The organism is Streptomyces sp. NPDC057287 (assembly GCF_042667905.1).
Lineage (GTDB): Bacteria > Actinomycetota > Actinomycetes > Streptomycetales > Streptomycetaceae > Streptomyces.
In genome coordinates this window covers 365,213-387,180 of sequence record NZ_JBHUYV010000001.1, presented here as the reverse complement: position 1 = coordinate 387,180, position 21,968 = coordinate 365,213, and the positions used below count along the sequence as shown (strand labels likewise).

Genomic DNA, 21,968 nt, shown 5'->3' with positions numbered 1-21,968 from the left:
GCTGGGGGCGCGGGCCCCGGGGCCGGCGGTGCGGCCGGTCGTGGGGGCCCGCAGGCCTCGGGAAGGCGGAGGCCGCCCGCGGGTGCAGTGGTGGAAGCGTGCCGCGGACGCCCGGGGCGGGCGCGGACGGTGGGTGCGGCGGGTGGGTGCGGCGGTGGGTGCGCCGGTGAGGTGCGGCCGGGTTTCAGGCGCGGCCGACGAGCTCGTAGCCCGCCTCGTCGACGGCGGAGCGTACGGCTTCGTCGGTCAGCGGCGCCGCGGAGGCGACGGTCACCCGGCCGGTGGCGGCCTCCGCCTTCACCGAGGTGACCCCCGCGAGCCCGGAGAGCTCCTCGGACACAGCCCCTTCGCAGTGGCCGCAGGTCATGCCCTTCACCTCGTACACCGTGGTGACGCCCGCCCGGGCGTCCGCGGCCCCGTCGTGGCAGGAGCCGGTGGACGAGCAGCAGGAGCCGGCGGCCCGGGGCGTGTCGGTTTCGGCGGTCATGACGTTCTCCTCTTCGCAGGCACATACGGATGTGGCGGATGAGGCGCGAGGGGCGCCGGAGAGCCCGGTGCGTCTACCCGTACGAGCAACTATACCCCTAGGGGGTATCGATGCCCCCGGGTGGCACCCCTTCGGGCGTGTCGCACACCAGTGGCTCCAGGTAGCGGTAGATCACGTCCTTCAACTCCCTGATGTACGCCTCCCGTTCGGCCCCCTCGTGCTCCATGACCAGGTCGAGGCCGGCCTTGAAGAGGACGAAGGACATGGTGGCGGTGCGGGTCGCCCGGTCGGCGGGGAGTTCCGGCAGGAAGGCGCGGAGCAGCTGCTCGGTCCTGGTGAGCATGCCGGCGTGCAGGGCGTCGTGCTCGCGGGTGATCACGCCGGGGATCTCGGAGCCATGGGTGAGGACGGCGAACGCGGGGTTCTCGCAGTTGAAGGCGATCAGTGGGTCGAGGACCGTGTCCAGCAGTCTGTCGAGGGGCAGTTCGATGTGGCTGAGGACGAACGCGGCGCCGTACGTCTCCCGCCAGCGGTGCATGAGCCGTTCGCCGAGCTCTATGGCGATCGCTTCCTTGTTGGGGAAGAACTGGTAGAGCGTGCCCGGTGAGACGCCTGCCTCGCGGGCGATGGCGTTGGTGCTGGCGCCGTTGTACCCGCTGGAGCTGAAGACGTCGGCGGCGGCTTCGAGTAGCTGGGCGATGCGCGCCTCGCCGCGCGCCTGACGCCGGCGAGGGCGCCCCGGCGCCCCGTCTCCGGCGTCGGGGTTCGGGTCCGCGCCTGTGGTGCGCTTGCCGCTCTGTGCGGCCGCGGCGGCTTCTTCGGCTCTGCCCTCCGGCACGGTCATCCCCAGCTTTCACGACGCGGTTGACAAATACGAGCAGCCACTCGCATTCTGAGGAAACACGAGCGAGGACTCGTGTTTGCCAGTCTACGTGGCAGTGGCCGACCCATGCTGCCTTGTGCTGCCCGGGTCCCGGTGAAGGGGGCACCGCACCATGTCCGAAGTCGAGAGCCCGGAGCGAGTCGGGGGATGGACCCGTCTCGTCACCGCGCGACCACGGCTTTCCCTGTTGGGCGCCCTGTTGATCACGGCGCTCGCCGTGTTCGCGGGCAGCGGAGTGGCCGACCGGATGGGCAGCGGCGGCTGGGAGGCGCCGGACGCCGAGTCGACGTACACGACACAGGTGCTGGAGCGGGAGTTCCCCGACTCGCAGCCCAATCTCCTTCTGCTCGTCGACAGCGGCGGTGCCTCGGTCGACGACCCCGCGGTGGCCGCCGAGGCCGCCCGGCTCGCCGAGCGGCTGTCGGCCGAGCCCGGCATCAGCGGCGTCGGCTCGTACTGGCGGACGAAGTCCCCCGCCCTGCGCTCCGGCGACGGGCACGAGGCGATCCTCGCCGCCCGGATCGGAGGGGACGAGAAGGGCGCCGGGGAGGTCCTCGACCGGATCGCTCCTGCCTACCGGGGCACCCACGGCCCCGTCGAGGTCTCCGTCGGCGGCCCCGTCGCCGTACGGCACGAGATGCAGAGCATCATCCAGGAGGATCTCCTGCGGGCCGAGCTCATCGCCCTGCCGGTGACACTGGTGCTGCTGGTGATGGTCTTCGGCAGCGCGATCGCCGCCCTGCTGCCGCTCGCCGTGGGCATCGTCGCGATACTCGGCACCAACGCGGTGCTGCGGGGCATCACCGAGTTCACCGACGTCTCGGTCTTCGCCCAGAACCTCACCACGGCGCTGGGCCTCGGACTCGCCATCGACTACGCCCTGTTCATCGTGCGGCGGTTCCGGGAGGAGATCGCCGCCGGAGCGGAGACCCGGGCCGCGATCGGCACGACCCTGCGCACGGCGGGCCGCACGGTCCTCTTCTCCGCGCTGACGGTGGCGGTGTCGCTGGCCGCGATGATGGTCTTCCCCCAGTACTTCCTGCGCTCCTTCGCCTACGCGGGCATCGCCGTGGTGCTGCTCGCCGCCGCCGCTGCCCTGATCCTGCTGCCGGCCGCTCTGATGCTGCTCGGTCCACGGGTGAACTCCCTGGACCTGCGCCGGCTGCTGCGCCGCCGCGAAAGGACGGGCGCGGAGGCGGGCGCGGGTGAGAGCCCCGGCAGGGGGTGGGCCCGCTTCTCGGTGCTCGTGATGCGCAGGGCCCCGGTCTTCGCCGTCGTCACCACCGTCGGGCTCGTGCTCCTGGGGCTCCCCTTCCTCGGCGTGAAGTTCGGTACGGCGGACGACCGGCAGCTGCCGGCCGCGGCTGAGTCCCGCGTCGTCCAGGAGCACATCCGGGAAGGGTTTCCCGGCAGCCCGGGCGGCGGACTCGAAGTGCTCGCCGAAGGCGCGGCGAGCCCCCGCGAGTACGCCGCGTTCCGGGAGCGGATCGACGCGCTCCCCGGAGTGCAGCGGGTCGACGGACCCGTCACGGGAGACGGAGTCGCGTACTACGACGTCCTGCCCGAGGGGGAGTCCGTCGGACAGGGGGCACAGGACCTGGTCCGGAAGCTGCGGGCCGAGCCCGCACCGTTCGACACCAAGGTGACCGGCACGGCGGCCGTCCTGGTCGACTCCAAGGACGCCATAGCCGACCGGCTGCCCTGGGCGGTGGGAATCATCGTTGTGGCGACGCTGCTGCTGGTCTTCCTGCTGACCGGCAGTGTGCTGATCCCCCTCCAGGCGGTCGCCCTCAACGCGCTCAGTCTTACCGCGATGTTCGGAGCGGTGGTCTGGGTCTTCCAGGAAGGAAACCTCTCAGGTCTCCTCTCCTTCACCAGCACGGGTGACATAGAGACGACCCTGCCCGTGCTGATGTTCTGTGTGGCCTTCGGCCTCTCCATGGACTACGGCGTCTTCCTGCTCTCCCGGATCAAGGAGGAGTACGACCGGACCGGCGATCACGAGCACTCGGTGACCTTCGGGCTGCGCCGTACGGGCGGACTGATCACCGCGGCCGCCGTCATCCTGGCCGTGGTCATGGTGGCCATAGGTACCTCGCGCGTGACCAACACGAAGATGCTCGGCCTCGGGATCGCGCTGGCCGTGCTGATGGACGCCATGGTGGTGCGCAGCCTGCTGGTGCCGGCCGTGATGAAGCTGATGGGACGGGTCACCTGGTGGGCCCCCGCGCCGCTGCGCGCGTTCCACGAGCGGTTCGGGCTGAGCGAGGGGGAGCCCGCCCGAGCCGGTGCGCGGAGCGACGGGGAGATATCCGCGGCGGGTGACCGCGAGCGGGACAAGATCACGGCCGGAGCGTAGATTCGCCGGGTCGAGGAGCCGGGCGGAGCAAGTCGTCCGGATGGAAGTGAGCAGTACGGAGTGAGCCGTCCGGACCGTGCGAGCAGCACGGAGTGAGCCCGACGGAGTCAGCCGTCCATCCGGTGCGAGCCGTCCGGTGCGAGCAGTCCGTCCGGTGCGCACCGGACGGAGCGAGTCGGACCATGGGGGCGGGGCGGATGCGGGCAGTGGTGTTCGAGGAGTTCGGGCGGGAGGCCCGGGTCCGGGACCTCCCGGATCCCGCCCCCACGGCCGGGGGAGTCGTGGTCCGGGTCGAGGCCACGGGTCTGTGCCGGAGCGACTGGCACGGCTGGATGGGCCATGACCCGGACATCGCTCTCCCGCACGTACCCGGGCACGAGCTGGCCGGAGTGGTGGAGGAGGTGGGTCCTGACGTCCACAACTGGCGGCCCGGCGACCGCGTCACCGTGCCCTTCGTCTGTGCCTGCGGCCGGTGCGCCGCCTGCGCGGCCGGCGCCCAGCAGGTCTGTGAACGGCAGACCCAGCCCGGCTTCACCCACTGGGGGTCCTTCGCCGAGTACGTGGCGCTGGAGGCGGCCGACGTCAATCTGGTCGCGGTGCCCGACGGGCTGTCGTCCGCCACGGCGGCAGGACTGGGCTGCCGGTTCGCCACGGCGTTCCGCGCCGTCGTGGGGCAGGGGCGGGTGGCTCCGGGCGAGTGGGTCGCCGTGCACGGCTGCGGCGGGGTCGGGCTGTCGGCCGTGATGATCGCGGTCGCGTGCGGAGCCCGGGTCGTCGCTGTCGACGTCTCCCGGCAGGCCCTCGACCTTGCACGGGCGTTCGGGGCGTCCGCGTGCGTGGACGCCTCGGCTCACCCTGCCGGAGCGGACCCGGCCGTTCGTGAACTGACCGGCGGCGGTGCGCATCTGTCGCTCGACGCGCTGGGCTCCCCGGTCACCTGCGCCGCCTCGGTGCGGAGCCTGCGACGGCAGGGCCGTCACGTCCAGGTCGGGCTGTTGCCGTCGGCCGCCGGCGATCCGGTCGTGCCGATGGCGCGAGTGATCGGACTGGAGCTGGAGATCCTCGGCAGCCACGGCATGGCCGCCCACGCCTACCCGCCGATGATGGACATGGTCCGGGCCGGCACCCTGCGCCCCGACCTGCTGGTGACGTCCACCATCACTCTGGACGCCGCCCCGGCGGCCCTCGCCGCGATGGGCACCGCGCCCGGAGCGGGTGTCACCGTCATCGAACCGGCGAAGGAGGTCTGAGCCCCGGGAGCGCCCGGACTCAACGGCCCCGGTTGCTGGGCCTGGACGCGATCCACGCGAGGACGGTGTCCACGTACCAGTAGGGCTTCCCGTTCCGGACATCGTCGGGCGGCGGGAGGAGGCCGTGCTTGCGGTACGAGCGGATCGTGTCCGGCTGGACGCTGATGTGCGCCGCAATGTCCTTGTACGACCAGAGTGTTCTGTCCGTCATGAATGACACCTCTCTGTACGTCCGTGCGCCTCTGTTCCGGTGAACGAGAAGGCCCTGGTCCGGGCAGGGGGCGTCGCGAGCCCGTGACAGAGGCCCAGCGGAACGCGGACATACGTGACGGAGAAGTGACCACTGGGGCGGAAGGGGGCGGGGAGGCTCAGGAGGACGGGCGTGCCGGCCCGCAGCCGCGGAGGAACTCGCGGGTACGGCGGGCGATGGGCAGTGGCTTGTCGGGCGGGCACGGATACATGTCCTGCTCGACGATGGCGAACAGGTCGGTGCCCAGGGAGCGCGCGGCGTCCAGCACGGGCTCCAGCGCGGGCACTCCGCCCGGCGGCTCGCACATCACGCCGCGCGCGACGGCGGGACCGAACGGCACCTCGTCCGCCACGACATCGGCGAGCACCACGGGGTCGACCTGCTTGAGGTGCAGATAGCCGATCCGTTCCCCGTACGTCCGGATGAGCTTCACGCTGTCCCCGCCGCAGTACGCGTAGTGGCCGGTGTCGAGGCAGAGGGAGACCAGGTCCGGGTCGGTCGCGTCGAGGAAGCGGTTCACGTTCTCCTCGCTGTCGATGTGCGTGTCGGCGTGCGGGTGCACGACGATCCGCAGCCCGTACCGGTCCCGCACCTCGCGCGCCAGGCGTTCCGTCTGCGTGGTGAGGTCGTGCCACTGTGCGGCCGTGAGCGTGCGGTCCTCCAGCACCTCGCCCGTCTTGTCGTCCCGCCAGAACGAGGGGATGACCACCAGATGCCCGGCGCCCATCGCCCGGGTGAGTGCCGCGATGCCCGCGACATGCTCCCAGGTCCGGTCCCAGACCGAGGGGCCGTGGTGCAATCCGGTGAAGACGGTGCCCGCGGAGACGGCGAGATTCCGGCGTGCGGTCTCGTCCGCGAGCCGGGCGGGGTCGGTCGGCAGATAGCCGTACGGGCCGAGCTCGATCCACTCGTAGCCCGCCTCGGAGACCTCGTCGAGGAATCGCTCCCAGGGCACCTGCTGCGGATCGTCGGGGAACCACACGCCCCACGAGTCGGGTGCCGAACCGATGCGGATGCGGGCCGGAGAGGGTACGGAGGAGGTCATATCGCCCACCCTCCAGTCCTCCTGGAGGAGTGTCAAGAGTTCGTCCGAATGTCCGGACAAAGTGTTGACAGGGTTCCGGGCGCGGGCTAGACCTGGGAGCGGCCGTCCGGCCGTGGCCGACTCCCGGGACGATGCGCCGGGCCGGAGCACCGGGTCGAAGGGATGCGTATGCCTGAGCCGTACGACGTGATCACCATCGGGCGTATCGGGGTGGACATCTACCCGCTGCAGACCGGCGTACCGCTGGCCCGGGTCGAGACCTTCGCGAAGTTCCTCGGCGGCTCGCCGTCCAACGTCGCCGTGGCCGCCGCCCGGCTGGGACGGCGTACGGCGGTGATCACCCGGACCGGCAGGGACGGTTTCGGCGACTACCTCCACCAGGCGCTGGAGGAGTTCGGAGTGGACGACCGCTGGGTGGGTGCCGTCGCGGACCGTCCGACACCGGTCACCTTCTGCGAGATCTTCCCGCCCGACCACTTCCCGCTCTACTTCTACCGGCAGCCCAAGGCCCCCGACCTGGAGATCCACCCGGAGGAGCTCGACCTGGACGCGGTGCGGTCCGCCCGGGTGTTCTGGATGACCGGCACCGGGCTGTGCGCCGAACCCAGCCGCACCGCGACCCTCACCGCCCTCCGGGCCCGCAGCGCGGCAGCGGCCACGGCGCCGCACGCGTCCGGAACCCCGCGCGCCACCGTCTTCGACCTCGACTGGCGCCCCATGTTCTGGGGCGACGGCAAGGGCGGGGACGACGAGTCGGCCCGTGCCCACTACCGCGAGGCGCTCGCCCACGCCACGGTCGCCGTAGGCAATCTCGACGAGTGCGAGATCGCCACCGGCGAACGGGAGCCGCACGCGGCGGCCCGCGCCCTGCTCGCGGCCGGACCCGAACTCGCCGTCGTCAAACAGGGTCCGGCGGGTGTACTCGCCGCCCGCAGGGACGGCACCGTCGCCGAGATCCCGCCCCTCCCCGTGGACGTCGTCAACGGGCTCGGCGCAGGGGACGCGTTCGGCGGTGCCCTCTGTCACGGCCTCCTCTCCGGGTGGGACACGGAGCACGTGATGCGCTACGCCAACGCGGCCGGGGCCATCGTCGCCTCCCGCCTCGCCTGTTCGTCCGCGATGCCCTTCCCGCACGAGGTCGAACAGGCCCTCGCCGACGGGGTGGTCGGCGCATCCGGGGGGACCGCCCCGTGACCCCGCCCGCCGCGGCGGGCGTCGCCGATCTCGTAGGGCTCCGCGCCCGCCACCCCGAAGCCGTCGCCGAGGCCGCCGCTGCCCGCCGCAGGCGCCCTCTCGTGGGCCCCACCGGGCGCCTGATGATCATCGCTGCGGACCATCCGGCCCGCGGAGCCCTCGCCGTCGGCGACGACGACCTGGCCATGGCCGACCGCTTCGACCTGCTGGAACGCCTCTGCCTCGCCCTCGCCCGCCCCGGCGTCGACGGGGTGCTCGCGGGCGCCGACGTCCTGGAGGACCTGCTGCTCCTCGGCGCACTGGAGGGCAAGGTCGTCCTCGGGTCCATGAACCGCGGCGGACTCGCGGGGGCGGCCTTCGAGCTCGACGACCGCTTCACCGGTCACCGTCCCGCCGACCTCGCCCGCCACGGCTACGACGCGGGCAAGCTCCTGCTGAGGATCGACCACGACGACCCGGGCTCACTGGACACCCTGCACACCGCCGCGCGCGCGGTGGACGAGATGGCCGCGCTCCGGCTCCCGGTCTTCATCGAGCCGTTCCTCTGCCACCGCACCCGCGACGGGCTCCGCACGGACCTGGGTGCCGCCGCCGTCACCACCTCCATCGCCATCGCCTCGGGTCTGGGCGGCACGTCCGCGTACACCTGGCTCAAGGTCCCCGTCACCGATGACCCCGACGCCATGGACCGGGTGATGCGGGCCTCCACCCTCCCCGCCGTCCTGCTCGGCGGGGAGGTCGCCGGAGACCCCGACGCGGCGTACGAGAGATGGCGCAGCGCGCTGCGGCTGCCCACCGTCCAGGGGCTGGTGGTCGGGCGCTCGCTGCTCTACCCCGCCGACGGGGACGTGGCGGGCGCGGTCGACACGGCCGTGGGGCTTCTGTGACCGCGCGCCGCCGGTCCTCCGTCCACACCGCGGGTCTCCGCGAACGGACCGCGGCAGGGTCCCGCGGACGCACGGCGGGTCTCCGCGGACGCACGGCGGCAAGGCCTCGCGGGCACACGACCGCGGGACGTCCGTGGAAGGGACGGGACGACGGGTAGGGATGGGACGACGGGTAGGTACGGGACGACGGGTAGGGATGGAGCCATGACGACGACCGACGAGCAGCAGAGGCACCACCTCAGGGCCGGACACGCGTCACGTGGCCCCTACGCCCTCGACATCGACCCCGAACGGGCCGGATGGGAGCGGTCGAGTCTGCGTGTCCTGGAGCTCGAGCCGGGAGGCGTTCACACCCTGGTCACCGGGGAGAGCGAATGGATCGTCCTGCCGTTGTCCGGTGGCTGTACGGTGCAGACAGCAGGTGAGGTCTTCGAACTGCTGGGCAGGAAAGACGTGTTCGGCGCCGTGACCGATTTCGCCTATGTCCCACGCGACGCCCGCGCCCAGATCGCCTCCGGCGCAGGAGGCCGCTTCGCCCTGGCAGGAGCGAAGTGCGAGCGACGACTCCCCGCTCGCTACGGCCCCGCGCCGGAGGTACCGGTCGAGCTCCGCGGTGCGGGCACCTGCTCGCGCCAGGTGAACAACTTCGCCGCCGCCGACACGTTCGAGTGCGACCGGCTCATCGCCGTCGAAGTCCTCACGCCCGGGGGCAACTGGTCCTCGTACCCGCCGCACAAGCACGACGAGCACCACCCCGGCACCGAGTCCGTCCTGGAGGAGATCTACTACTTCGAGGTCGAGGGCGACGGCCTCGGCTACCACCGGGTCTCGCCGTCCCGCCCCGGCGGCACGGACGTCCTCGCCGAAGTCGCCACCGGTGACGCGGTCCTCATCCCCGACGGCTGGCACGGGCCGTCCATCGCGCCGCCCGGCCGCACCCTGTACTACCTGAACGTGATGGCCGGCCCCGGCGAGCAGCGGGAGTGGCTGATCCGCGACCACCCGGGCCACCGCTGGATCCGAGACACCTGGCCCGGTCTGCCCGTCGACCCGCGGCTTCCGCTCCTCGGCCCGGAGACCGCCCGATGACCACACCGCGCACCGCGCCGGGCCCCGCCCCGGAGCCCACCCGCAGGCTCACCACGGCCCAGGCCCTGATCGCCTTCCTCGCCCGCCAGTACACCGAACGCGACGGCCGGCGCCACCGTCTCATCAACGCGACCTGGGGCGTCTTCGGCCACGGAAACGTCGCCGGCATCGGACAGGCGCTCGTCGAGGCCGGGCCCGCGATGCCCTACCTCCAGGGCCGCAGCGAACAGGCCATGGTGCACGCCGCCGTCGGGTACGCCCGGCAGTCGGGCCGGCTCTCCGCCCACGCCGTCACCACCTCCATCGGCCCCGGAGCCACCAACCTCGTCACCGGTGCCGCCCTCGCCACCGTCAACCACCTGCCCGTCCTCCTCCTCCCCGGCGACACCTTCGCGACCCGCCCCGCCGACCCCGTGCTCCAGCAGATCGAAGTGCCCCACGCCGGCGACGTCTCGGTCAACGACTGCCTGCGCCCCGTCTCCCGCTACTTCGACCGGATCACCCGCCCCGAGGCGCTGATCCCGGCCGCCCTGCAGGCCATGCGCACCCTCGCGGACCCGGTGGCCACAGGCGCTGTCACCCTCGCCCTCCCGCAGGACGTGCAGGCCGAGGCGTACGACTGGCCTGCGGAGTTCTTCGCGACGCGCGTCTGGAACGTACGCAGACCGGCCCCCGACCCGTACGAACTCGACCAGGCCGTCCGTGCGGTGCGCGCCGCGCGCCGTCCGCTGATCGTCGCGGGCGGCGGCGTCCACCACAGCGCCGCCGAGGAGACCCTCGCCGCCTTCGCGGCGGCCACCCGCATCCCCGTCGCCTCCACCCAGGCGGGCAAGGGGTCCCTGCGCCACGACCACCCCGCCGACGTCGGCGGCATCGGCCACACCGGCACCGCCACGGCCGACGCGCTCGCCCGCGAGGCCGACCTGGTGATCGGCATCGGCACCCGCTACACCGACTTCACGACCGCCTCCGGCACCCTCTTCGCCGACCCGGCCGTCCGCTTCCTCAACCTCAACATCACCGGCTTCGACGCCCACAAGCTCGCGGCCCTCCCCCTCGTCGCGGACGCCCGCACCGCCCTCGAAGCGCTCGGCGAGGCACTCCGCTCCCGGGGCCACCACGTCGACCCCGCGTACGAGAGCGCGTACACCGACGCCAAGGACCGCTGGGAGCGCCGCGTCGACGCCGCCTACGCCACCGCCGACCCGGGCGCCCGCCCCACGCAGGCCCAGGTCCTCGGACTGCTCGACGAGCTGGTCACCGAGGACGACATCCTGATCAACGCGGCCGGCTCCCTCCCCGGGGACCTCCACAAGCTGTGGCGGGCCCGCTCCCCACGCCAGTACCACGTCGAGTACGGCTACTCCTGCATGGGATACGAGATCCCCGCCGCCCTCGGGGTCCAGCTCGCTGCGCCGGACCGGCCCGTCTGGGCGCTCGTCGGCGACGGCACCTATCTGATGAACCCCACCGAGATCGTCACCGCCGTGCAGGAGGGCCTGCCGGTCAAACTCGTCATCCTGCAGAACCACGGATACGCCTCCATCGGCGGCCTCTCCGAGTCCGTCGGCGCCGAACGCCTCGGCACCGCCTACCGGCACCGCACGGAGTCGGGGGCCTTCAGCGGTGCTCCGCTGCCCGTCGACCTGGCGGCCAACGCGGCCTCGCTCGGCATGCGGGTGCTGCGGGCGGACACGGTGGGGGAGCTGCGCGGGGCGCTCGCCGAGGCACGCGAGGCGGACCGTCCCACTTGTGTCTACGTCGAGACCGAAACGGCAGACACAGTGTCGGGGCCCCCTCCCGCACAGGCGTGGTGGGATGTTCCCGTAGCCGAAACCGCGACCCGCCCGTCGGCGGTCGAGGCCAGGAAAGAGTACGACCGGCAGATCGCAGCCCGACGCCGCCACCTGTGAAGGAGACCCCGTCATGAAGACCGTCAACCACTGGATCGGTGGCAGGCCCTTCGAGCGGGCCGCGGGCACGTCGGGCACCTACGGTCCGGTCACCGACCCGGCGACCGGCGCCGTCTCCACGCAGGTCGCGCTCGCCTCCATCGAAGAGGTCGACGCGGCGGTGTCCGCGGCGAAGACGGCGTACGAGAGCTGGGGCACCTCCTCGCTCTCCGCCCGCACCGCCGTCCTCTTCCGCTACCGCGCCCTGCTGGACTCCCACCGGGACGAGATCGCCGCCCTGATCACCGCCGAGCACGGCAAGGTGCACTCCGACGCGCTGGGCGAGGTCGCCCGCGGTCTGGAGATCGTCGAGCTGGCCTGCGGCATCACCACCCAGCTCAAGGGGGAGCTGTCGACCGAGGTGTCCAGCCGGGTCGACGTCTCCTCGATCCGCCAGTCCCTCGGCGTCGTCGCGGGGATCACGCCGTTCAACTTCCCGGCCATGGTGCCGATGTGGATGTTCCCGCTGGCCATCGCGTGCGGGAACACCTTCGTGCTGAAGCCCAGCGAGAAGGACCCGTCGGCCGCCAACCTGCTGGCCGAACTGGCCGCCGAGGCGGGACTGCCCGACGGTGTGCTGAACGTCCTGCACGGTGACAAGGTGGCCGTGGACGGGCTCCTCGCCCACCCCGACGTCGCCGCCGTCTCCTTCGTCGGCTCCACCCCCATCGCCCGCTACATCCACGCCACCGCCTCCGCCAACGGCAAGCGGGTCCAGGCACTCGGCGGCGCGAAGAACCACATGCTGGTCCTCCCCGACGCGGACCTGGACGCCGCGGCCGACGCCGCCGTCTCCGCCGCGTACGGCTCCGCCGGTGAGCGCTGCATGGCCATCTCCGCCGTCGTAGCCGTGAGTTCCGTCGCGGACGAGCTGGTGGCGAAGATCCGCGAGCGTGCCGAGAAGATCAAGATCGGCCCCGGCGCCGACCCCTCCTCCGAGATGGGCCCGCTGATCACCGCCGCCCACCGTGACAAGGTCGCCTCCTACGTCACCGGAGCAGCCGCGCAGGGCGCCGACGTCGTCCTGGACGGCACCGGCCACACGGTCGAGGGCTTCGAGGACGGCCACTGGATCGGCCTGTCGCTCCTGGACAACGTCTCCACCGACTCCGACGCCTACCGCGACGAGATCTTCGGTCCGGTCCTGTGCGTCCTGCGCGTGGACACGTACGAGGAGGGCGTCGCCCTCATGAACGCCTCGCCGTTCGGCAACGGCACCGCGATCTTCACCCGCGACGGCGGTGCGGCCCGCCGCTTCCAGCTGGAGATCGAGGCCGGCATGGTCGGCGTCAACGTGCCGATCCCGGTACCGGTGGGCTACCACTCCTTCGGCGGCTGGAAGGACTCCCTCTTCGGCGACCACCACATCTACGGCAACGACGGCGTGCACTTCTACACCCGGGGCAAGGTCGTCACCACCCGCTGGCCCGACCCGGCCGACGCCCCCGCCGGCGTGGACCTCGGCTTCCCCCGCAACCACTGACCCACGCCCCGGCCGTCCCCGCTCACGGGTCCCGGCTCCCGCGCCGGACCCGTGAGCCCGGCGCGGGAGCCGGAAAACCCGTGGCCGGGGGCGCGGCGCCCCGCCATCCTGGGTGCCATGACCGCACCGCAACACGAGATCCGCGCCCGGCACACGGCCACCACGGTCACCGTCTACCAGGCGTACCGACCGGACATCGGGCTGCCCGCCGCCCGGGACGGCCGCTTCCCGCCGGCCTGGAAGCGCGACCGCATGACCTGGATCAAGCCGAGCTTCCTGTGGATGATGTACCGCTGCGGCTGGGGCACGAAGGAAGGCCAGGAGACCGTGCTCGCCGTCGAGATCACCCGCGAGGGCTTCGCATGGGCCCTGGAGAACGCCGAGCTCTCCCACTACGTCAGGGGCGTGCACCCCGACCGGGCCACCTGGCAGCGCGGCCTGCGCCGCAGCCCCACCCGTGTCCAGTGGGACCCCGAACGCGACCTTCACCTCAACCCGCTGCCCTACCGCTCCCTCCAGCTCGGGCTGAGCGGTGAGGCGGCACGGCGCTACGCGGACGAATGGCTCGTCTCCGTCACCGATGTCACGCCGCTCGCGCACGAGGTACACCGGCTCGTCGGGGCCGGCGAGCGGGACCGGGCGGCCCGGCTGCTCCCGGCGGAGACGCCGCTCGCCGGCCTCGGCGCGCCCCGGCCCGTACCCGCGGGCCTGTGAACGCCGGTAGCCGCCCGACGGCGCTGGTCACGGGGGCCGGACGGTCGGCGGGGATCGCCGCATCCGTGGCGCTGGACCTGGCAGGGGCCGGCTGGGACGTGGCCTTCACGTACTGGACCCCGTACGACGCGCGGATGGCGTGGGGCGCTGATCCCGCTGCGCAGGACGAGCTTGGGAAGGCGGCGGCGTCCCTCGGGGCGCGGACACTCGCCGTCGAGGCCGACCTGAGCGACCCGGCCGTGCCGGCTCAGCTCTTCGAGCGCGTGGAGAGCGAGCTGGGAAACGTGACCGCCCTGGTGCTCTGCCACGCCGAGTCCGTCGACTCCGGGCTGCTGGACACCACGGTGGAGAGCTTCGACCGCCACTTCGCGGTCAACGCACGGGCGACCTGGCTGCTGATCCGCGAGTACGGGCTGCGCTTCGGAGGGCGGCACGGGACCGGGCGGATCGTCAGCCTGACCAGCGACCACACCGCCGGGAACCTGCCGTACGGGGCGAGCAAGGGGGCGATGGACCGGATCACGCTGGCGGCCTCGCACGAGCTGGCCCACCTGGGCGTGAGCTGCAACGCCGTCAACCCCGGACCGACCGACACCGGATGGATGGCGGAGGACCAGAAGTCCGACCTGGCCCGCCACACGCCCCTGGGGCGCCTCGGCATGCCGCAGGACTGCGCGAACCTGGTCACCTTCCTCTGCTCGGCGGAGGGCGGCTGGGTCAACGGCCAGCTGCTGCAGAGCAACGGAGGCCTCGCGTAGCGGGCACGCCCCCGGCCCGCCGCCTGAGGGCAGTCCCCGGGACCGTCGCCGGAGGACACCCCCCGGCCCGCCGCCGGAGGGCATGCCTCCTGGTCCGCGGCCGGCCGGTCAGCGACCCGTGGTGAACTCCCAGGTCAGCATGGCGAACACCCCGTCGTCCGCCGCTCCCGCCGAGCGGTAGGTGGCGAGCGCCGCCTCGTTGTCGCGGTCGACGCCGACCCACATGTCGTAGCAGCCGCGCTCCCGGGCCTCGGCCGCCAGGGCCTCCGTCAGGGCGCGCCCGATTCCCCGGCGGCGGGACCCCTCGCCGACGGAGAGCTCGTACAGGCACATCTCGGTGCCCTTGTCCGGGTGGAGCATCTCGATGCCGGAGACGAACCCCGCCGGGGCACCGTCCACGTAGGCGATCAGCATCAGATGCCCGTCCGCCGCCAGGAAGCGGGCCGCCCACTCAGGACGCGGCGGGGCGTCGTAGAGGTGTGCCGCGGCGAGGAGCTCCGCCGTGGTGTGCGCGGGCCGGATGTCCATGAATGAGCCTTTCGTGACGGCCGTGTACCGCAAGCGGAGTACGGGGAGAGCCGGTCCTACCTCCCAGGGATGCCGCGGACCTCCCCCCGGGGGCTCCCAGGGGCGCGGACCGCTCCGTCTAGGGTCGAGTCATGGAGAATCCGACTTCCCGGTGGCGGCACCGGCTGCCCCGCACCCCAGGCCGGTGGGCCGCGGTCGTCGCCGCCCTCGCCGTACTCGTGGGTGCCGGTACCTGGACCGCCGCCGCCGCCGACAGTAAGCCGTCCGTGCACCGGCACGACCGGATGATGAAGATGAACGGGGTGTCGGTCGACACCTCGTACTTCACCACCGGAGGCTCGGAGCGCCGCCCGGCCGTCCTCATCGGGCACGGCTTCGGCGGCAGCAAGAACGACGTGCGTGCCCAGGCCGAGAAGCTGGCCGCCGACGGGTACGCCGTGATGACCTGGTCCGCCCGAGGATTCGGGAGGACGACCGGGGAGATCACGCTCAACGCACCCGACGCCGAGGTCAAGGACGTCTCCGGACTGATCGACTGGCTGGCGCAGCGTCCCGAGGTGGAGCTCGACGCGAAGGGCGACCCGCGCGTCGGAGTCACCGGCGCGTCGTACGGCGGCGCCATCTCGCTGCTCGCAGCCGGGCACGACGACCGGGTCGACGCCATCGCACCTGTGATCAGCTACTGGAACCTCGCCGACGCGCTCTTCCCGAACGGCGTGTTCAAGAAGCTCTGGGCCGGGATCTTCGTCAGCTCCGGTGGCGGCTGCGAGAGGTTCTCGAAGCAGCTGTGCGAGATGTACGAGCGGGTCGCCGTCAACGGCAAGCCGGACGCCGCCGCGCGTCAGCTCCTGACGGAACGTTCCCCCGAGGCCGTGGCCGACCGCATCGACGTACCCGCGCTGATCCTCCAGGGACAGAGCGACTCGCTCTTCCCGCTCGGCCAGTCCGACGCCATGGCCCGGGCCATCAAGGACAACGGTGCTCCGGTGTCCGTCGACTGGATCGCCGGAGGCCACGACGGCGGCGACGACGAGGGCGACCGTGTCCAGGGCCGGATCGGCGACTGGTTCGACCGGTACCTGAAGGAGGACGAGGGCGCCGACACCGGGCCGGGATTCCGGGTCACCCGGACCGGCGGCGTCGACTCCACCGACGGCGCGGCCCTCAAGCGGGGCGCGAGCAGCGCCACCTACCCCGGCCTGACCAGCGGAGGCCGGAAGATCCCCCTGACCGGTGCGGGGCAGCAGCCCGGCGCCGGACCGCAGGGCATGACGCCCGGCGGCCAGGACACCCCCTCGAACGGTGACCAGGACGCCCCCTCGACCGGTGGCCGGGACGACTCCTCGACCGGTGGTCAGGGCGGCGGGGGCAGGAGCGCCGCTGCCGGCGGCCTCACCCAGACCTTCCGCAACCCCGCCGGGGCCAACCCGCCCTCCATCTCCGCCGTCCCCGGCATCGGGGGCGGGCTCTCCCAGCTGTCCTCGCTCGGCGTCGGGTTCTCCCTCGACTTCCCCGGGCAGTACGCGCGCTACGACTCGGCCCCGCTGGACAGCACCGTCCACGTCACCGGATCGCCCACGGTCCGTGTGAACGTCAATGCGGACAAGGGCGACGCCGTGCTGTTCGGCAAGGTCTACGACGTGTCGCCGGACGGCAAGCAGCAGGTTCTGCCCTCCCAGCTCGTCGCCCCCTACCGGATCACACCCGGCGAGCAGGGCAAGCCGGTCGAGCTGGCGCTGCCCGCCGTCGACCACGAGGTCGAGGCCGGCCACCGGCTCCGCTTCGTCCTCTCCGCGACCGACCTCGCCTACGCGTCACCCGCCGAGCCCGCGACGTACACCGTCTCCCTCGACGGGCCGCTGACCGTGCCCACCGCGCCCGCCGTGAAGACCGCGGCCGCCACGCTTCCGTGGTGGATCTGGGGCCTCCCGGCCGCCGCGGCCGTCATCGCGGCCGCGCTCCTGCTCACGGCACGGCGGCGCACCGCGACCCCCGCCCCCGATGCGGCGCTGGCCGGCGTGCCGCTGCAGATCACGGACCTGTCCAAGAAGTACGCGAAGTCCTCGGACCGGTACGCCGTCCGGGACCTCGGCTTCCGGGTCGAGAAGGGGCAGGTCCTCGGCCTGCTCGGACCCAACGGCGCGGGCAAGACCACCACCCTGCGCATGCTCATGGGGCTCATCACCCCCGACGCCGGTGAGATCCGCGTCTTCGGACACGCGATCCGGCCAGGGGCGCCCGTGCTCTCGCGCGTGGGGTCCTTCGTCGAGGGGGCGGGCTTCCTCCCGCACCTGTCGGGCCGCTCCAACCTGGAGCTGTACTGGCAGGCCACCGGGCGGCCCGCCGAGGACGCCCACATCGACGAGGCCCTGGAGATCGCCGGACTCGGCGACGCCCTGGCCCGCGCGGTGCGCACCTACTCCCAGGGGATGCGGCAGCGCCTCGCCATCGCCCAGGCCATGCTCGGCATGCCGGATCTCCTCATCCTCGACGAACCGACCAACGGGCTGGACCCGCCCCAGATCCGCGAGATGCGGGACGTGATGATCCGGTACGCGGCCGGGGGCCGGACCGTGATCGTCTCCAGCCATCTCCTCTCCGAGGTCGAACAGTCCTGCACCCACCTCGTGGTGATGGACCGCGGGCAGCTCGTGCAGGCCGGTCCGGTCGCCGAGATCACCGGTTCCGGCGACATGCTGCTCGTCACCACGGCCGCCGAGGTCGCCGAACCGGTCGTGGAGAAGGTGGCCGCGCTCCAGGGCATCGGCTCGGCCGTCCCCCTGGGCGAAGGCCACGGCCTGCTGGTCCGTCTCGACGGGGCCACGGCCGAGCAGCTGGTCTCCGAACTGGTGCGTCTCGACGTGCCGGTGACGGGCGTCGGGCCGCACCGCCGCCTGGAGGACGCCTTCCTCACCCTCATCTCCCAAGGATCCGCATGAGCTCCGCACCAGAGATCCAGGCCCTCGCCGAAGCCCCGGGATACCACGCCCGCCGCACCCTGCCGCTGCGCGTGGAGGCGATGAGGCAACTGCGCAGGCGGCGCACCCTGCTCATGGGCGGGGTGCTGGCCGCCCTGCCGTTCATCCTGATCGTCGCCTTCGCCGTCGGCGGTACACCGGGCGGTGAAGGGGGCGGCGGCGGAGGAGGCGGCTCGCGGATCAACCTCATGGACGTGGCGACGGAGTCCGCGGCGAACTTCGCGGCGACCTGCCTCTTCGTCTCCGCCGGCTTCCTGCTCGTGGTGCCGGTGGCCCTGTTCTGCGGGGACACCGTGGCCTCCGAGGCGAGCTGGTCCTCGCTGCGCTACCTGCTCGCGGCACCCGTGCCCCGGTCCAGGCTGCTGTGGAGCAAGCTCGTCGTGGCGCTCGGCTTCAGCCTCGCCGCGATGGTGCTGCTGCCGCTCGTCGCGCTGGTCGCGGGAGCCGCGGCGTACGGGTGGGGGCCGCTCGAACTGCCCACCGGCGGCGCGCTCGCCACCTCGGACACCGTGCCGCGCCTCGCGCTCGTCGTCGCCTTCATCTTCGTCTCCCAACTCGTCACCGCAGGACTGGCGTTCTGGCTGTCGACGAAGACGGACGCACCGCTCGGCGCGGTGGGCGGCGCGGTCGGACTGACCATCGTCGGCAACGTCCTGGACGCCGTCACCGCGCTCGGTTCCTGGCGCGATTTCCTGCCCGCGCACTGGCAGTTCGCCTGGGCCGACGCCCTCCAGCCCGATCTCGAATGGGGCGGGATGGCCAAGGGGGCGGCCGTGTCCGTGACCTATGCCCTGATCCTGTTCGCACTCGCCTTCCGAGGGTTCAGCCGTAAGGACATCGTGTCCTGAAGCTGATGTCCCGCCGCTCCACCGTCCGTCGTTGCGGCATCGAGACGGTTCCGCAACGCTTCTGACGACTCCGGTCGCCGGCCTCACACGTCACATTCACAGATGTCGACGACGTGGGGGGTACGGATGGAACGCAGGGCAGGGACGTATCGGGGAGCACTGGCGCTGCTGCTGGCGGGCGGCGTCCTGATGACGGGCTGCGCGGGGTCTGGTGAGGAGTCCGCCGCCGACCGCAGCAGCGGCAGCAACGGGCCGGCCGGGGGCAGGCAGCCCGCCCCCGCCGCCCCGTCCGCCGCACCGGGACAGCGGGAGGACGGGGCGAGAGCGGCGGAGGACGCCCCGGCCCGGGAGAGCGCGGCCCCCGACTACCTGTCCACCTTCGCCCTCGACGTGGACACCGCCAGCTACGGATACGCGCGCCGCACCCTGGGCGACGGGCAGCTGCCCGAGGCCGGCACGGTGCGCCCGGAGGAGTTCGTCAACAGCTTCCGCCAGGGCTACGAGCGCCCGGAGGGCAACGGCTTCTCGGTCAATCTCGACGGCGCCAGGCCCGGCGCCGGTGCCGCCGACTGGTCGCTGGTACGGGTCGGGCTGGCCACCGCGACCGCCTCGGACGCCGGCGAACGCCCGCCCGCCGCACTGACCTTCGTCGTCGACATCTCCGGATCGATGGCCGAACCCGGCCGCCTCGACCTGGCGAAGACCTCGTTGGGCATCCTCACCGACGAGCTGCGCGACGACGACTCCGTCTCCCTGGTCACCTTCAGCGACGAGGCCGAGACCCGGCTGCCGATGACCCGCCTCCGGGGCAACCGCACCAAGATCCGGGACGCGATCGAGGTGATGGAACCCGCCGACTCCACCAACGTGGCGGCCGGCGTCGAGCAGGGCTACGAGGAAGCGGTCGACGGCCACCGGAAGGGTGCCAACAACCGGGTCGTCCTGCTCTCCGACGCGCTCGCCAACACCGGCGAGACCGATGCGGACGCGATCCTGGAACGCATCGGGGAGGCGCGCGAGGAGTACGGCATCACCCTGTTCGGGGTCGGGGTCGGCAGCGACTACGGCGACGAGCTGATGGAGCGCCTCACCAACAAGGGGGACGGCAACACCACCTACATCAGCGACGAGACCCAGGCCAGGAAGGTCTTCGTCGACCAGCTGCCCGCCCACGTCGAGCTCCGGGCCCGCGACGCCAAGGCCCAGGTGGAGTTCGACCGCAAGACCGTCGAGCAGTTCCGGCTGATCGGCTACGAGGACCGCAAGGTCGCCGACGAGGACTTCCGTGACGACGGGGTCGACGGCGGCGAGGTCGGCCCCGGCCACACCGTGACCGCGCTCTACGCCGTACGGCTCCGCGAGGGCGCCTCCGGCCATGTGGCGACGGCGACGGTGCGCTGGCTGGACCCGAAGACACGGAAGGCTCACGAGGAGACCGGATCGGTGGGGACCGGTGCGATCGGCGGGAAGCTCTGGGACGGCGCCGGGGCACGGCTCCAGGTGACCGCCGTGGCCGCGTACTTCGCGGACACCCTGCGCGGCGGTGACCTGCCCGGAACGCCCGCCCTCGGCGAACTCGCCTCCAGGGCGGAGAAGCTGGCCGCCTCCACGGAGGACAGCTCGGTGGCGAAGCTCGCGACGATGATCGGGCAGGCCGACCGGATCAGGAACGGCGGGGGCGACGGGCCGCCCGGCGCCGGAAGCGAGGGTGAGATCGGCTGAGGGACGGCGGTCGGGCCCGGCGGAGGAGCTCTCCGCCGGGCCCGGTCCGGTCCAGCCTGTTCGTGCCGGTCCCGCCGGACCGCCCCGGCCCGTTCGTGGCGGTCCGAGGAGGATCAGGCCAGGTGGAAGACCTCGGTCAGTGGGACCATCGCCTCGTCGGCTGCTTCCGACTGCTCGAAGAACCCGGCCATCTCCCGCTGCCACCGCCCGTTGACCTCCGTCGCCGCCATGGCCTCCCGGGCGGCGTCGAAGTCCTCCGTCTCCAGATAGCCGACCAGCAGGCCGTCCTCGCGCAGGAACAGCGAGTAGTTGTGCCAGCCCGCCTCCGACAGCGCGGCGAGCATGTCCGGCCACACCGAGGCATGGCGCTCCCGGTACTCGTCCTTGCGGTCCTCACGGACCTTCAGCAGAAAGCAGACGCGCCGCACGGAGCCGGCCCCCATCAGAAGTCGAACGTGTCGATGTTCTCGGAGTCGAAGACGGTCGGCTCGCCCAGGATGACCTCGCCGTCCTTGCCGACGGTGTACTCGCCGAGCTTGCCCGCCTTGAACTTCTCGCCCTCCGCGCCCGTGATCTGCCCCGACGCCAGCGCCGCCGCCGCGTACGAGCCGAGGTAGCCGAGCTCCTCCGGGTTCCACAGCGAGAACTGCTCGACGGTGCCGTCCTTGACGTACTTGCGCATCTGGTTCGGCGTGCCGAGTCCGTTCAGCACGACCTTGCCCTTGTACGAGGAGTCGCTCAGGTAGCGCGCGGCCGCGGCGATGCCGACCGTCGTGGGCGAGATGATTCCCTTGAGGTCGGGGTAGGCCTGCATCAGGCCCTGCGTCTGCTGGAAGGACTTCTGGTCCGCGTCGTCGCCGTACGCGACCTTGACCAGCTGCATGTCCTTGTACTTGGGGAGCTTCAGCTCCTCCTTCATGAACTCGATCCAGGTGTTCTGGTTCGTCGCGTTCTGGGTGGCCGACAGGATCGCGACCTTGCCCTTGTAACCGACCTGCTCCCCCAGGTGCTGGACCAGGCTGCGGCCGATCTCCTCGGAGCTGGCCTGGTTGATGAAGAGCTGACGGCAGTCCTTCGCGGTGTCCGAGTCGTACGCGACGACCTTGATGTCCTTCTTCATGGCCTGCTTGAGCGGGCCGCAGACCGCGTTCGGGTCGTTCGCCGCGATGAGGATCGCGTCCTGGCGCTGCTGGATCAGGGTGTTGATGTAGGAGACCTGCGAGGACGCGTTCGCGTCGGACGGGCCGACCTCCTTGCCCGAGCCGCCGTACTCCTTCGCCGCCGCGATGCCCGCCTCGTCGACGATCTTCTCGTACGGGTTGTTGATCTGCTTCGGCAGGAAACCGAGCTTCAGTCCCTTCTTCAGCGGGGCGTCCGGGTCGGCCTTCGCCGAACTGCCGGCCTTCGCGCCGCCGGTGTCCTCGCTGTCCTTCGTGGTGCCGGAACAGGCCGTGAGGGCGAGGGCGAGGGAGACGGCGGTGGCTGCGGTCGCGACGGCGCGGCGCCCGGCGGCATTGCGGAGCATCATGGCGGCGTGTGCC

19 protein-coding genes are annotated in these 21,968 nt (G+C 72.2%); 12 read left to right on the top strand and 7 right to left on the bottom strand.

All coding sequences use genetic code 11. The annotated features are described in order from the left end of the window. Nucleotides 1–184: 184 nt before the first annotated feature. Together ACFUNE_RS01700 and ACFUNE_RS01695 are read right to left on the bottom strand one after the other, a co-directional pair. The gene (locus tag ACFUNE_RS01700) at nucleotides 185–487 is read right to left on the bottom strand and encodes a heavy-metal-associated domain-containing protein (protein WP_383561084.1); all 303 of its coding nucleotides are present in this window, start codon (nucleotides 485–487) and stop codon (nucleotides 185–187) included. 97 nt (nucleotides 488–584) lie between these two features. Further along, a complete protein-coding gene (locus tag ACFUNE_RS01695; RefSeq protein WP_383561082.1) occupies nucleotides 585–1,331 on the bottom strand; it encodes a TetR/AcrR family transcriptional regulator in 747 nt (248 codons plus the stop codon). A gap of 151 nt (nucleotides 1,332–1,482) precedes the next feature. On the opposite strand from ACFUNE_RS01695, the gene ACFUNE_RS01690 reads away from it, so the two are divergent. Then, nucleotides 1,483–3,729: an MMPL family transporter gene (locus ACFUNE_RS01690; RefSeq protein WP_383561080.1), complete on the top strand. Its 2,247-nt coding sequence runs from the start codon at nucleotides 1,483–1,485 to the stop codon at nucleotides 3,727–3,729. 197 nt (nucleotides 3,730–3,926) lie between these two features. Then, nucleotides 3,927–4,979 carry a zinc-dependent alcohol dehydrogenase family protein gene (locus ACFUNE_RS01685; RefSeq protein WP_383561078.1) on the top strand — a complete coding sequence of 351 codons (1,053 nt, stop codon included), beginning with the start codon at nucleotides 3,927–3,929 and terminating at the stop codon, nucleotides 4,977–4,979. A gap of 19 nt (nucleotides 4,980–4,998) precedes the next feature. Here ACFUNE_RS01685 and ACFUNE_RS01680 read toward each other — a convergent pair whose 3' ends face one another. Together ACFUNE_RS01680 and ACFUNE_RS01675 are read right to left on the bottom strand one after the other, a co-directional pair. Then, a complete protein-coding gene (locus ACFUNE_RS01680) occupies nucleotides 4,999–5,190 on the bottom strand; it encodes a helix-turn-helix transcriptional regulator (RefSeq protein WP_383561076.1) in 192 nt (63 codons plus the stop codon). A gap of 157 nt (nucleotides 5,191–5,347) precedes the next feature. Then, a complete protein-coding gene (locus ACFUNE_RS01675; RefSeq protein ID WP_383561074.1) occupies nucleotides 5,348–6,274 on the bottom strand; it encodes a sugar phosphate isomerase/epimerase family protein in 927 nt (308 codons plus the stop codon). A 168-nt stretch (nucleotides 6,275–6,442) separates the two neighbouring features. Here ACFUNE_RS01675 and iolC point away from each other — a divergent pair, with 168 nt between their 5' ends. The 7 genes from iolC (at nucleotide 6,443) to ACFUNE_RS01640 (ending at nucleotide 14,351) form a co-directional block, all read left to right on the top strand. Then, a complete protein-coding gene (iolC, locus tag ACFUNE_RS01670) occupies nucleotides 6,443–7,468 on the top strand; it encodes a 5-dehydro-2-deoxygluconokinase (protein WP_383561072.1) in 1,026 nt (341 codons plus the stop codon). Then, entirely contained in the window at nucleotides 7,465–8,355 is an 891-nt protein-coding gene (locus ACFUNE_RS01665; protein ID WP_383561070.1) for a deoxyribose-phosphate aldolase, read from the top strand. The genes iolC and ACFUNE_RS01665 overlap by 4 nt, the downstream gene beginning before the upstream one ends. A 204-nt stretch (nucleotides 8,356–8,559) precedes the next feature. After that, nucleotides 8,560–9,444, top strand: a complete 885-nt coding sequence (iolB, locus tag ACFUNE_RS01660) for a 5-deoxy-glucuronate isomerase (protein ID WP_383561068.1) — start codon at nucleotides 8,560–8,562, stop codon at nucleotides 9,442–9,444. Beyond that, complete coding sequence (gene iolD / locus ACFUNE_RS01655; RefSeq protein ID WP_383561066.1) at nucleotides 9,441–11,357, top strand: 3D-(3,5/4)-trihydroxycyclohexane-1,2-dione acylhydrolase (decyclizing); 1,917 nt, start codon at nucleotides 9,441–9,443, stop codon at nucleotides 11,355–11,357. Before iolB ends, iolD begins: the two co-directional genes overlap by 4 nt. A 13-nt stretch (nucleotides 11,358–11,370) precedes the next feature. Next, nucleotides 11,371–12,879, top strand: a complete 1,509-nt coding sequence (locus ACFUNE_RS01650) for a CoA-acylating methylmalonate-semialdehyde dehydrogenase (RefSeq protein ID WP_383561064.1) — start codon at nucleotides 11,371–11,373, stop codon at nucleotides 12,877–12,879. 117 nt (nucleotides 12,880–12,996) lie between these two features. Beyond that, nucleotides 12,997–13,593 (top strand): DUF4291 domain-containing protein, encoded by a 597-nt coding sequence (locus tag ACFUNE_RS01645; protein WP_383561062.1) that lies wholly within the window; start codon nucleotides 12,997–12,999, stop codon nucleotides 13,591–13,593. Continuing rightward, the gene (locus ACFUNE_RS01640; RefSeq protein WP_383561060.1) at nucleotides 13,590–14,351 is read left to right on the top strand and encodes an SDR family oxidoreductase; all 762 of its coding nucleotides are present in this window, start codon (nucleotides 13,590–13,592) and stop codon (nucleotides 14,349–14,351) included. Before ACFUNE_RS01645 ends, ACFUNE_RS01640 begins: the two co-directional genes overlap by 4 nt. A gap of 108 nt (nucleotides 14,352–14,459) precedes the next feature. Here the strand turns inward: ACFUNE_RS01640 and ACFUNE_RS01635 are convergent, their stop codons facing one another. After that, nucleotides 14,460–14,879 (bottom strand): GNAT family N-acetyltransferase, encoded by a 420-nt coding sequence (locus ACFUNE_RS01635; RefSeq protein ID WP_383561058.1) that lies wholly within the window; start codon nucleotides 14,877–14,879, stop codon nucleotides 14,460–14,462. A 131-nt stretch (nucleotides 14,880–15,010) separates the two neighbouring features. Here ACFUNE_RS01635 and ACFUNE_RS01630 point away from each other — a divergent pair, with 131 nt between their 5' ends. The 3 genes from ACFUNE_RS01630 to ACFUNE_RS01620 all read left to right on the top strand — a co-directional run bounded on the left by ACFUNE_RS01630 (nucleotide 15,011) and on the right by ACFUNE_RS01620 (nucleotide 20,427). Then, nucleotides 15,011–17,818, top strand: coding sequence for an alpha/beta fold hydrolase (locus ACFUNE_RS01630; protein WP_383561056.1), 2,808 nt, complete (start codon nucleotides 15,011–15,013; stop codon nucleotides 17,816–17,818). Next, nucleotides 17,815–18,705: an ABC transporter permease gene (locus ACFUNE_RS01625; RefSeq protein WP_383561054.1), complete on the top strand. Its 891-nt coding sequence runs from the start codon at nucleotides 17,815–17,817 to the stop codon at nucleotides 18,703–18,705. The genes ACFUNE_RS01630 and ACFUNE_RS01625 overlap by 4 nt, the downstream gene beginning before the upstream one ends. 126 nt (nucleotides 18,706–18,831) lie before the next feature. Next, the gene (locus tag ACFUNE_RS01620) at nucleotides 18,832–20,427 is read left to right on the top strand and encodes a von Willebrand factor type A domain-containing protein (RefSeq protein WP_383561674.1); all 1,596 of its coding nucleotides are present in this window, start codon (nucleotides 18,832–18,834) and stop codon (nucleotides 20,425–20,427) included. A gap of 113 nt (nucleotides 20,428–20,540) precedes the next feature. On the opposite strand, the gene ACFUNE_RS01615 is transcribed toward ACFUNE_RS01620, so the two are convergent. Continuing rightward, nucleotides 20,541–20,855 (bottom strand): L-rhamnose mutarotase, encoded by a 315-nt coding sequence (locus ACFUNE_RS01615; protein WP_383561672.1) that lies wholly within the window; start codon nucleotides 20,853–20,855, stop codon nucleotides 20,541–20,543. A 14-nt stretch (nucleotides 20,856–20,869) separates the two neighbouring features. Beyond that, a complete protein-coding gene (rhaS, locus tag ACFUNE_RS01610) occupies nucleotides 20,870–21,955 on the bottom strand; it encodes a rhamnose ABC transporter substrate-binding protein (protein ID WP_383561051.1) in 1,086 nt (361 codons plus the stop codon). Nucleotides 21,956–21,968 lie beyond the last annotated feature (13 nt).